Below are 12,218 nucleotides of genomic sequence, written 5' to 3'. Positions count from 1 at the left end.
GTATAATAAGATTATCACAAAAGAACGATAAGTTCTTTGTTTACCAATGAGAAAAAAATATCGTTGAATTATATTAAATAAAAAAGATAAAGCGAAAACACTTCCAAAGATTAGCCCCTTTGGAAGTGTTTTTTAATAATCAAAATTTTTACTTTTAGATTTTAGATAAATTTTCAGCTTTTTTTTAGAATCTTTTGTCTTTGAAATACTAGTATTCTTTCTAGAAGCTTCTTTAACTTTATCTTGATAATCTTGTTCTAATCGTTCTCCATCTCTTCTTATGCTATACATATTGCTTTCTCCATAAATATAATAAATTTATCTATTATCTAAATTCTAATACTTTTAATTTAAAATATCAAATAAAAACAACCTCTTCAATTCTTAAAGAGGTTGTTTTCTATATATTAAGCTTCTTTTTTCCCAAGCATAAATGCTATTGCAAATCCAACAATTCCACTAATTATTGATATTAACATATTAGAACCAAATCCACCAGGGTATATAGCAACAATAGACCCTACTATAAGACCTAAGATTGTAAAATAAGCTGTTTGTGGATATCTTTTAAATAAAGCTTCAATTAGTTTTGTCATTGTTAATATTCCAAGAATTACACCTATTGCAACTGGTATTAATAATACTATGTTCATTTCAGATACAGCTGTTACAACAGTTGAGTAAATCCCCATTAAAAGTAAAATAAATGATCCACTTACCCCCGGAAGTATCATAGCTGCTGCTGCAACAAAACCAGCAATACCTAATTTAATACCAGCTGCTAATGAAAATTCTCTTATAACTGTTTGACTTGATTCAGAATCTCCCATAATAGACATTATAAAAACTATTATAAATGCAATTATAAAGAAAATATAATTCTTCTTTTCAACTTTTTTTTCAGTTGCTTTTTTATATATAATAGGTAAAGATCCTATTATAAGTCCTATGAAAAAGAAATGGGTAGCTTCCATAAAACCATTGTTTTTATCTAATAAATAAGTTAGAAGTTTACTAAACAATACTATACCAAGTATAGCACCTAGACCAATAGAGCCTAGAAATACTATGTTTTTCTTTATATCTTTAAAAAATCCATTTATTGCTCCAATCAACTTATCATATATTCCAAGAACAACAGCCATTGTTCCACCACTTACCCCTGGTATAATATTAGATATACCTATAACCATACCTTTTAAAATATTAACTAAAAATTTCACTAATAAAACTCCTCCCTAAAATGTCTGTTTAAGGAAATTATAACATATAATTATTTTTATTTGCATAAATCAAATGTTAAGCTTAGGTTAAAATATTAAAATTCAGGTATAAGATAGTAAAAATATCACTTTTCTTCTTTTATATATATTGAAATACATATTATATAAATAATTAAAAGCCTATATATATAATAACGTTTTAGTTATCATTTTTTATAAATTTATAAAATAAATTTTTGAATTTTTAAATAACAAAATTTTTATAATGATTATTTTGATGAAATTAATAAAATAAATATAGATAACTTCTATTTTAACAATTCTATAAAATAGAAGTATTTTATAGAAACAATTATAATTTGTATATAATATATTACTTTAGGAGGAATTATTCGGTGGAAAATAAATTCACAGATGAACAAATAAAAATATTATTAGCTAAAAACTTAACGACGGATCAAATTAAAGGGATTGAAAAAACTTTAGAATTATATAATTCTACTGATTCATTAATAAAAATAACTACTGATTCTATTTTAGGACTTGAAAATTTAGAAAATTATTTGTATCAAACAGAAGAATTTACTGTAGAATATTCAAATATAATAAAAGAATTAGTAGAAAGTAGATTAGATTTTGAAAATAAAGATTATTTATTTAACCCTATTTTTGTTACTAAGAATACTGATGAAAACACTTCTTATTATAAAATATTTGTATCAAATACTGATATAAAAATATATTATTTAGATTATATATTTAGAGTTATCAAAATAAAGGATTTAAAACTTGAAAACATTATAAGAGCAAAACTTATGACTATAGAACATAATCATAAAAATGTCCAAGAAGAGGTTTTTGTTATTAATGATCACAGTAATCAATATGAATATCATTTATATAGTTTAGACTTACGAACTACTAGAATTTTAAAAAGATTTAATGACTTTTTAGTAGAGAAAGGTACAGCATCTACGCAAAAATTAGATGATGTAGAACCTACAAAAAAAACTCTGAAAAAATATTTTTTAGGAATGAATATGTATGGTGCTAGAGCTCTTAGTGCATTGGATATTGTAGAAGATAATTAATATAATCCAAGTAGTTATGTAAGAACATAATTCATAGGAGATGAGTAATTATGAAAGTAAAATTTAATAATAAACAAAAAAGTTCTCTTTTATCTAAAGGATTAAATAGACATGAAATTAAAGCTATAGAAGAAACACTATATTTATATAATAGTAAAGATTCATTAGTAAAAATTCCTATAACTATTGAAGATATTTTAAAATTAAAATATATTCGTAATTATATAAATGTAACACCAAGATATGGCGTACAAGAACCACGAATATTAAAAAAATTTGTAGAAGAAAAAATTGACTTAGATAATAATGAAAATATTAAATTTAAAGGTATTTTTTATAGTAAACCAGTAGTAAAAGATGAAATCGCTAGTGATAATCCTAACGATGCTATTTATTATAAAATTTATTTTAAAGACAATGATTTTAAAGTTTATTATTTTGATTATGTATTTAGAGTTATTAAAATTAAAACATTTACTTTTAATGAAGTACTTGGTTGTAGTTTAGTAGATGTAAAAGCTAGTGACAAAAAATCTACAATAAAAACTTTAATTTTAAAAATAGATGAGAGTAAGGCTATTGAATATGAACTTAGAAGTCTTGATTCATATACCATGAATCAAGTACGTTATATCTATGAATATCTTCTAAAAAAAGAAGTTCCAGAACTTAATCGAAAATTAACTCCTATGCAAAAAATTAGACATTTCAAAAATATGAGTAATTATTTACTTGGTGGAGCTTTTATATTAGGTTCAATAGGTGCTAGTATTTTAACTAAAAGAATTTAATATAAAATATTTTAAAGAATTAAAAAGAAACTAATTTCCTTTAATAGAAAACTTAGTTTCTTTTTTATATTTTTACATTTTTATATTTTTTTTAGAGAAAAGTCCTCTAATTCCACCAAATATAACTTCTAAAATAATTACACATCCTAGAAAGTGCCAAATATCTTGAAATATGAATTCTAATATTTCCATTATTCTAACCTTTTTATATTAATAATTCATAATATATTCATTATAGCTATTTATGCTACTAAAAATTTTCATTTATAAGATTAATTACCTCTTCTTTTGATAATTTTAATTCTTTCATTGATTTTGTGAATGTATTTACAGCCTCTGAAAGTAGCTCATTTTTTATTGTTTTTAATAATTTATCATTAGTTGTAATTTTACTTGGAAAATTTCTAATAGTTTCTATTATCCCCACTCCTTCCATTTCTCTATATGCTCTTTGCACTGTATTAGGATTAACTTTCAAACATTCTGCTAATTCCCTTCTAGAAGGAATTTCTTCCCCTGCACACAAACTTCCATTTACTATTGATATTTTTATATGTTTGATTATTTGAAGGTATATTGGTTCATTATCATTCACTTCAAAATACACTAAATTCCCTCCTTTACTTAGCTATCCTTTTAATACTCATATGATTATTTACTGAAATCTCCGATTCTATTGTATTATTATTAAGATTTATGACTTTAACCTTAGATTTATAGGTTAATTTATCAGTTATATCACTTAATACTACTAATTTATTACCATTAATCATATAGGTAGATATTTGGTCATCATAAGAAGAAACTTCTAATGAATTAAATGGTAAATTATTATACTCTTTAACACTATCATTATCTAAATTTATATTATATAAATTTGTTTTGTTATCATCAGTTTTACTAAAGATATTAAGTATATTATTTAAATTATCTATACTATAATTAGCACAATCTGTTTCTAATAGCAATTCTTTTTCAAAAGTATTTAAATTTATTTTATAAAATCTACTAATTAATGTCTCCTCTTCTTTTTCATTTGAGTTCTCCGCTACAAATGTATAAATATAATTATCCCCAATCCAAGCTACAGGATATTTATCTATATATGTTAAATCAAAACTTTTATCACAAATTATTTTTCCTATCGTTAAATCCAATTGTTTATAACTTAGACTTGAATATCCCTCATTAAAATTCACTCCAATAGTACTAAGTATATTACCCTTTAATTTCGCATCAAATAAGGAATTAAAATCATATAAATTAATGTTTAAGTCCTTTAATTTTAAAGTATCTTTTACAACATTTTTATCTTTATCATATCTATATATTTCAAGAAAATCTTTTTCATATGAATTGCTTGAATACTCTGTTGTCGTTGATGTAATAAAAGGAAATTCTGTGTCTAATCCCCATATAGTAGGACTTTTAAATTGTTTATTTAATATAGAATTTGAATTTAAAAGTTTAACAAATGTGTTTACTAAATCCTTATGCGTTTTTTGAAATTCTTTTGATAAATATATACCTGAATTATTTAATGTATAAACATCATTTATACTGTCTGTTCTCTCAGATTTTTGGATGTACTTACCATCTTGTATCATCCCAATAGGTCTAGTAATAGTACCCTGATAAAAATTAAAAAGTAATTCGTTATTCCCTAAACTTGCTAAGTTTCCTTTTTCAGTTGTTATTTCTATTTTATCTGATTTTTCTAATAAGTCAGGTACTAAATTCACACTTAATACACCTAAAGATAAAAGGCTAAGAATATATATTCCTATCTTCATTTTTCTCATTTAATTATCCCCCTATATAAAACTTTTTAGTAATTAAATATACATTTAATGTTGTAGCTATTATAATAAGAGATCCACACCAAATAGCTATATATGAATATAAACCAACTTCAAATCCTGTAAAAATATATATTCCAATAAATCCTTGTATTGCAAAATATATTAGTGAAAGTATAGTTCCTTTAATAGGTGCTATAATACTAGCTATACAAAAGAAAAATAAATTAATAATAACGATAATAGCCATTATTATAATAATTATTATAGTAATTCCATCAAATATAGAACTACCAAACAAATAATCAAAATATGAATTTGTTGATGAGCTATTCATAAAAGATTTAAATAGAACACCTACAAATAAATTTAAAACATTAAATAAGAAAAAGAATATTAAAGGAAGTATTAATGTAACTATAAATTTACTTACTAAAACATATAGTTTATTTGCTGGTAGCATAATAATAGAATAAAGTGTTTTATTTTTACCGAGTATTTCTGAATACCATATCCATAATATAAATATGATTGACAAGCTACCACCTAATATTAGTGTTAAAGATTCTAACATATATCTAGTGTTAGAAATTTTCATACCTATAAAATTTGAATACTCAAGACCATAATATGTGGTACTAAATGTATCTATATATTGAAAAAGAATTCCTAAAAGTTGTGGAATTATAAATAAAGCTATTGCTAACCACAGAACTTTTGAATTTTTTTCAAATTCAAAATCCAAAAATTTTAAAAATTTATTTCCCCTTAAATTTACTTTCAAAATAATCACTCCCTTAAATATATTCGCTATAAACTTCTCTCATTTTTCCAAGAATAGATAGTCCCTCTTCTTCTTTAACTTCTTCTACATTAAACTTTATAGCTGCTTTTCCATCTTTAACTAATATAACCTCATCAGCTATATTTTCTATTTCTTTTATTTCATGAGTTGTAATAAGAATAGCCATTTCATCATGCATATATCTTATAATTGAACCTATAAAAGCTTCTCTTGTAAATATATCTATTCCAGAAAATGGTTCATCAAGCAAAAGATATTTAGGATCTTGTGCAAAACCTAAAACAAGTTTTACTTTTGCTATATTTCCTTTTGACATTCTGTTAATTTTTTTATCCTTATCAATTTTGAGTTCTTCACACATTTTATTTGCTTTTTCCATATTCCAATTTATATAAAAATCACTCATATATTTAAAAACTTGAGTTACAGTCATATAAGAATAATGTATTTCAATATCAGGTACAAAAGCAATCTTGTTATAAGTTTTATTCGTAAGCTTTTCACCATCTATAAGTATTTCGCCAGCGTTCAATTTGATTATTCCCATAATTGCCTTTAATGTAGTAGATTTTCCTACCCCATTTAATCCTAAAAGAGCTGTTATTTTACCCTCTTCTATTGTTACAGTTAGTCCATCTAATGCATTATTTTTTTTGTACTTTTTTACAGCATTTTTAATCTCTATCATAAATCCTCCCTTACACTTAATGTATTAAATCACTAATACACAAATCACAAAAAAATATGTTTATCTTTGTTAAATTAAATAAATTTTATCTATATATGTATTATAGTATTAATACATATGATACTTCAATATCAAAACATCAAAATATTAAATCTTAATAAAAAAGTAATAATTAAAAATAATTATTTAAACTATTATTTAGACAAACCAATACAATCTATGTATAATGTATGTTACATGAACTTTTTATTACAAAATACTAAGTTTATCTGAAAAATATTATATATTAGGAGATTTTATGGATAAGCAATTAATTGTTAGAAATACGTTTGTTTTAATAGCAACAGTTCTAACTTTTATATCAGCACAATTCTATCTTGGCGCTGATAATATAATACTCAGCATAGTTGTTTTTCTTATAGCATTATTTATTCTAAATAAGGATTTTACAGGAAGTCCTATTAGAATATTTTTCAAAATTTTATCTTTAACTTTGTTTATAGGAGTAGTTCCTTATATTGCTAATCTAAATATGTTTGCAGGTTTTCCTATAAACTTTTTAGCAATTTTTATACTACTATATTTACTTGTATATAGATTGAAAAAATCTATATATTTCCCATTTTTATTAGGTTATACTCTACTTTTGTGTGTATCGCCTAAAGATTTAAATGGATTTTCCCTTAGAATAGGAGCACTAGTCGTTATAGCTATTGTATCATTCATAATACAAATAACTATTAATAGAAGGCGTTCTTATAAGAATAAACAAACACATTTAACTAATTTATTGGATATAATTTATAATTTAGCTGATGATGTAATTTATGAAAAAGATATAAATGTTCATAGAGAAAATTTTATAGATATAAGTAAAAAATGGACAAATGAAATATTTGAAACTAGAAATAATAACTTCTATTTAAATAAAAAAGAAGATATTGAATTAAATATTATATCCTCTTTAGAAAAATTAAAATTAGATTTTATACATATGAACTCTAATATATCTGAAGATTTAGAATTTGTATTTAAACTTAAACAAAGCTTGTGTATTTTAAAAAAATATGCAGTTGGAAAAATTAATACAACAAAACTTAATTCAGCGATACTAAATTCAAACTTTTTGATAGAAGAGGATATTTTAGACCATCATATACTTTACGAAATACAGGAAGGTATCATTATTTTAAAGAATTTATTAATAGAACTTAATATAACTGATAATGAAAAGTTTGGCTTTAAAGAAAAAACTCATGATTTATTAGAGTTTTTTAAAATTCTTAAAGGACATTTTAATACAAACTCAGTTAGATTTACCTTTGCTTTTAGAACAGCTTTAACTATATCGACTACGTATTTTTTAATTCAATATTTTCATATACAACATGGTAGTTGGATTATATATACTATAGCTTCTGTTAGTCAGCCTTATAATGATACCTTAAATAAACGAGGTTTTCATAGAGTAAAAGGTACAGTGCTTGGTGCAATACTATTTATGATTTTATTTACTATATTTAGAAATCAGTTTGAACGTTATATAATTCTTATGCTTACAGTTTATGTTAATAGTTTTATGAAAACTTATGATAAACAAATTACATATATAACTCTTCTTGTTTTAGGCCTTGCAAGTATGACAGATCCTAATGCTACATTTTTATCTTTCACTAGAATATATCTAGTGATAATAGGAGTTATTATTACATTAGTATCTGGGAAGATTATATTTCCATATTATATATCAAAAGAAACTAGATATTTAATATGTCAATATCATTCAATAAGTGAACTAGTAATTGATAAATTATTAAGTATAACAAAAGATGAAAAAAATAGACAAGAAATAAAAAACCAAATACTTTTGGCTAAATCTATAGAAAATAAAATACTTATAAATAATACAGCTTTAGACAATAAGTTATTAAGTAAATTTTTATATGAAGAAAGATATCTTTTGATAAAAGTACAGTCTATTTTAAATAGAATTGAATATGCTGATTTATCACTACAAGATAATAGAGATTATAGACTTGAAAAATTAAATGAAATGCGACAAAAATTATCGTCATTAAAAGAAGAGGAATTATTAAATGAAGAAATACCTCAAAGTTTAATTCCCTATTTTATAGAGACAAAAAAAACTAGTGAATTTCTAATATATAGAGATATATTAGAAATTCTAATCAATGCAAATACTTGCACAAATTTAAAAGAACAAATTTTGCATAGTTAACAAATAATATCCTAATACTTATTTCGAAAAATAAATAGGTATTTTTTGTTAAATAAATTTATATAGACTTGGAAGTTTATTTTTATTTTAAATTTCTAAGTCTATTTTTAGCAATATACCAATTTTAAATTATTTTCCAATTTAAATTGTATTAGTAATTTATTTGTTATAAAATTGTATACAGACAATAAGCAATATTATAAAGCTTATATTATAAAATTAAAGGAATGTGATATTAGTGTTTTTTAAAGATTTAAAACTAAAAACTTATATCATCTTAAGTACCTATATATTAATACTTGGAGCTATTCTAGTAAATTTCTCTAAACTTACTAGTTTATTTTCGTGGTGCTTAGATATAATTTCACCATTTATTTGGGCTATTGGAATCGCTTTTGTTCTAAATTTATTGATGAAATTTTTTGATAATAAAGTTTTAAAATTTATAGATAAAAGTTCTAAACCTAAAATACGTGCTATAAAAAGACCTATTTCGATACTTTTATCTTTATTAACTGTAATTGCAGTCTTAACAGGTGTTATAATTTTCGTTATTCCACAACTTATAGAAAGTGTTTCTAAGCTTGGTGAAAATATTCCAGCATATCTAATGCAGCTAGAAAAACTCGTGGAAAAATTACTTAAAAATGTTAATTCAGCTCAATTAAATGAAATGTTCAATAATATATTAAATATGTGGAAAGAAATTCTTGGTGTATCAACACAGGTTCTTACATCTTTCTTATCAAATGTAATAGATATTACTCTTAACGTAACAACCAGTATATTTGATATTTTTTTAGCAATTATTTTTGCAATATATATGCTTGCTAATAAAGAACAGTTAACAAGACAATGTAAAAAAATTCTTTATGCATTTTTTCCAAAAAAAGTTGCTAATAAAACTTTAGAAGTTGCTAAAATAGCTAATAAAACTTATGCTTCATTTATAACTGGACAATGTATAGAAGCTGTAATAGTTGGTACATTATGTTTTCTTGGAATGACTATACTTAGACTTCCATATGCCTTTTTAATAGGAACTCTTGTAGGTACAACAAGTATTATACCTATATTTGGAGCATTTATAGGAACTATCCCTTCATTATTTATATTATTTATGGTAAGTCCTATAAAAGCGCTAACTTTTTTAATTTTTATTTTAGTGCTTCAACAAATAGAAGGTAATTTTATATACCCTAGAGTTGTTGGTAACTCTGTTGGATTATCTTCTTTATGGGTAACACTTGCAATTCTTATAGGTACAAGTGTATATGGTATTGTTGGAATCTTTATAGGAATTCCATTATTTGCTGTTTTATATAAAGTATTTGGAGATATAACAAATAAACGATTAAGTAAAAGAAAAATAGATATAGAAAAGGTTAATGATGAAATTGAAGAAATAGTAGATGAAGAACTTACTAGCGATCCTATTACACATGATACGCTGAGTGAAAATCCTTCAGATAAAAAAGAGAAATAAAATCAGTTTTCATGCCATACACATTCTTCACAAAATCTTAACAATTCAGATGTATAATTAAAGCATAATTTAACTGTCACATTTTAAATTATCACACACATACACTAAAATAAGCTACTATAAATAACGAGATATTAAAAAATATCTCGTTATTTTTTATTCAAAAAATAATGTTATCAAGTTACGTTTACATTGTATCAGGATCATTCTTAAAAGTAACTTATAATACAAATAAAGAAAGATAATATTTTAAATTCAAAATATTACCTTTATTGTTATATTTAATTAAAAGATTTATTGTATCTAGATATAAAATTTATAACTATATTAGATAAATCTCCTGAATTTTCTTTCAAAGAAAGTGTTGGTAAACTTAAACAACTTCCAAATTCATATTGAGCAACACTTATAAATAACTTATTATTTATTTTTGTTAAAACAATTCCTATAGAAGTATCTCTATCTATATTTAAATTTCCAAAACTTAAAATATCTTCAGTATCACTTTCAAGATCCTCTTCAAAGTAATTATTTTCTATAATACCTTCTGAAATTTTATATTTTTTTAAATCAATAAATCTAAAAAATCTCATAGATTCGTCAGCTAAACACCCTAATGGAAAAAATATTGCTCCCTCTTCATTCTCTAATTTATTGATTAATCCTTCTTTATTTAATGGCTCATCAAAAAATATAGGTTCTAAAGTATTGTGATTTAACATTTCTACTATTCTTCCAAGAGGTTCTTTATTATTAATCCCAAATACTTTTCTAACATCCTTACTGTAGTCATCTATAAAAGTTGATAAATTAAATTCATTAAAATTAAAATTAATAGTTTTCATCAAACTCCCCCTTTAAGGCTTTTCTTCCTTTGATTTATTAACTTTAGTTTATTCCAAATTTACAAACTCAATATTACCAAACAATTAAAATATCTTTAACGTTTATTTTCTATTTTGTAAATATCAGTTTTAAATAATTATAAAAGAAAAGTGGCACTTTTTCTTAGAGGATAATTTAAGAAAATAAAAACTCATAAATAAATTGTATAAATACATTTATTTATGAGTTTAAAATTATTCTTCATCTTTTTTTTCAATTTTTAAATCTTCATTTTGATTTTCATTATCTAGGTCATCAAAACTTATTTTTACTTTTAACTTTTTTGAAAGTTCTTCTTGTAAATCATCTAAAATATTTACATTTTTAACTTTAAATTCTAAGCCCATTCACATCAGTCCTTTACGAATTTTTTTTATCCATTAGTTTAGGAACTATTTCATATTTTCTGCTATTTATAGCAAAGTTTAAATATTTATCAACATTTCTATTTGTTATAAATTTATTGTTTAGCAAAATATCTACGCCCTCTAAATCATTAGACTTTATTATAAGTTTTATAAAATTCACTTTGTTAGTACAAGTATTTTCATCTGCATGCTTAATATAAAGTTTTATAAGTTCGACATCTTCAGTATCTAAACTTTGCATTTTAAAGTTGAAGGCGAGATTTAGTTTATTTAATAAAGTTCCTAATTTATCAAGTTCTAAAATATTTTTTTCAATTATAATATTATTAATAAAAGCATTAAGTTTACTATCTTTATTTTCAATCTCTTTATTTATGTATTTAATTTTTTCGTTAAATGATTTATCTTCAAGAAGTTCTTTAGTGCTAATAATATTTTTTTTGAATAAATATTCTTCAAGTGTATCAAAATTACTATTCATAATATATAATCTACCTCAAATCTAATTTAGTATATATCGTATATTCTAACACTATTTAAAATATAATTCAAAACTAAAAATTTTCACCCAAATTATGTATTAGTTCATTATTTTTCCATCTTAAGTATTTGTTGTTATTTTAACAGAAAATAATATTTGCTAAAAATAGAATTGATTTATGAATATTCCTAAAATCTATATTTCGACACATTTTATATTCTATATTTAAATTTATAGTAAATCTATTAGATCTTATAATATCTTTAATATTTTTATCATTTACGGAATCAGGTAAAACAATAATTATTCCTTTAAAAAATTCACTAAATAAAATATTAACTGCTGAATTAGAGTTTGTTGTA

At 22.9% G+C, this 12,218-nt stretch carries 14 protein-coding genes; 4 read left to right on the top strand and 10 right to left on the bottom strand.

Annotation, left to right across the window (positions count from 1 at the left end):
* Window positions 1–132 precede the first annotated feature (132 nt).
* Entirely contained in the window at window positions 133–291 is a 159-nt protein-coding gene (locus tag ACRCYC_RS10335; protein ID WP_438619054.1) for a hypothetical protein, read from the bottom strand.
* A 116-nt stretch (window positions 292–407) separates the two neighbouring features.
* Window positions 408–1,223, bottom strand: coding sequence for a DUF368 domain-containing protein (locus ACRCYC_RS10330; protein WP_438619053.1), 816 nt, complete (start codon window positions 1,221–1,223; stop codon window positions 408–410).
* Between the two features lie 395 nt (window positions 1,224–1,618).
* On the opposite strand from ACRCYC_RS10330, the gene ACRCYC_RS10325 reads away from it, so the two are divergent.
* Both ACRCYC_RS10325 and ACRCYC_RS10320 read left to right on the top strand, forming a co-directional pair.
* Window positions 1,619–2,314 (top strand): hypothetical protein, encoded by a 696-nt coding sequence (locus ACRCYC_RS10325; RefSeq protein WP_438619052.1) that lies wholly within the window; start codon window positions 1,619–1,621, stop codon window positions 2,312–2,314.
* A 50-nt stretch (window positions 2,315–2,364) separates the two neighbouring features.
* Entirely contained in the window at window positions 2,365–3,105 is a 741-nt protein-coding gene (locus tag ACRCYC_RS10320; RefSeq protein WP_438619051.1) for a hypothetical protein, read from the top strand.
* A gap of 250 nt (window positions 3,106–3,355) precedes the next feature.
* Here ACRCYC_RS10320 and ACRCYC_RS10315 read toward each other — a convergent pair whose 3' ends face one another.
* From ACRCYC_RS10315 to ACRCYC_RS10300, 4 genes are read right to left on the bottom strand one after another with little or no spacing between them, the layout of a single operon-like run.
* Complete coding sequence (locus tag ACRCYC_RS10315; RefSeq protein ID WP_438619050.1) at window positions 3,356–3,712, bottom strand: GntR family transcriptional regulator; 357 nt, start codon at window positions 3,710–3,712, stop codon at window positions 3,356–3,358.
* A 13-nt stretch (window positions 3,713–3,725) separates the two neighbouring features.
* A complete protein-coding gene (locus ACRCYC_RS10310) occupies window positions 3,726–4,907 on the bottom strand; it encodes a hypothetical protein (RefSeq protein ID WP_438619049.1) in 1,182 nt (393 codons plus the stop codon).
* A 4-nt stretch (window positions 4,908–4,911) separates the two neighbouring features.
* The gene (locus tag ACRCYC_RS10305) at window positions 4,912–5,688 is read right to left on the bottom strand and encodes a hypothetical protein (RefSeq protein WP_438619048.1); all 777 of its coding nucleotides are present in this window, start codon (window positions 5,686–5,688) and stop codon (window positions 4,912–4,914) included.
* Window positions 5,689–5,701: 13 nt separating this feature from the next.
* Window positions 5,702–6,397: an ABC transporter ATP-binding protein gene (locus ACRCYC_RS10300; RefSeq protein ID WP_438619047.1), complete on the bottom strand. Its 696-nt coding sequence runs from the start codon at window positions 6,395–6,397 to the stop codon at window positions 5,702–5,704.
* A 298-nt stretch (window positions 6,398–6,695) separates the two neighbouring features.
* Here ACRCYC_RS10300 and ACRCYC_RS10295 point away from each other — a divergent pair, with 298 nt between their 5' ends.
* Window positions 6,696–8,636 carry an FUSC family protein gene (locus ACRCYC_RS10295; RefSeq protein ID WP_438619046.1) on the top strand — a complete coding sequence of 647 codons (1,941 nt, stop codon included), beginning with the start codon at window positions 6,696–6,698 and terminating at the stop codon, window positions 8,634–8,636.
* Window positions 8,637–8,865: 229 nt separating this feature from the next.
* Window positions 8,866–10,122 carry an AI-2E family transporter gene (locus tag ACRCYC_RS10290; RefSeq protein WP_438619045.1) on the top strand — a complete coding sequence of 419 codons (1,257 nt, stop codon included), beginning with the start codon at window positions 8,866–8,868 and terminating at the stop codon, window positions 10,120–10,122.
* 281 nt (window positions 10,123–10,403) lie between these two features.
* On the opposite strand, the gene ACRCYC_RS10285 is transcribed toward ACRCYC_RS10290, so the two are convergent.
* From ACRCYC_RS10285 to ACRCYC_RS10270, 4 genes are all read right to left on the bottom strand, one after another.
* The gene (locus ACRCYC_RS10285; protein ID WP_438619044.1) at window positions 10,404–10,967 is read right to left on the bottom strand and encodes a hypothetical protein; all 564 of its coding nucleotides are present in this window, start codon (window positions 10,965–10,967) and stop codon (window positions 10,404–10,406) included.
* A gap of 234 nt (window positions 10,968–11,201) precedes the next feature.
* A complete protein-coding gene (locus ACRCYC_RS10280) occupies window positions 11,202–11,354 on the bottom strand; it encodes a hypothetical protein (protein WP_438619043.1) in 153 nt (50 codons plus the stop codon).
* A 13-nt stretch (window positions 11,355–11,367) separates the two neighbouring features.
* Entirely contained in the window at window positions 11,368–11,856 is a 489-nt protein-coding gene (locus ACRCYC_RS10275; RefSeq protein WP_438619042.1) for a hypothetical protein, read from the bottom strand.
* 139 nt (window positions 11,857–11,995) lie between these two features.
* A partial coding sequence (locus tag ACRCYC_RS10270; RefSeq protein ID WP_438619041.1) for a hypothetical protein occupies window positions 11,996–12,218 on the bottom strand: 223 nt, incomplete at its 5' end.

It is taken from the genome of Paraclostridium sp. (assembly GCF_051657365.1).
GTDB lineage: Bacteria > Bacillota > Clostridia > Peptostreptococcales > Peptostreptococcaceae > Paraclostridium.
The sequence above is the reverse complement of the archived record's forward strand: the minus strand, read 5'-3'. Positions and strand labels throughout refer to the sequence as shown.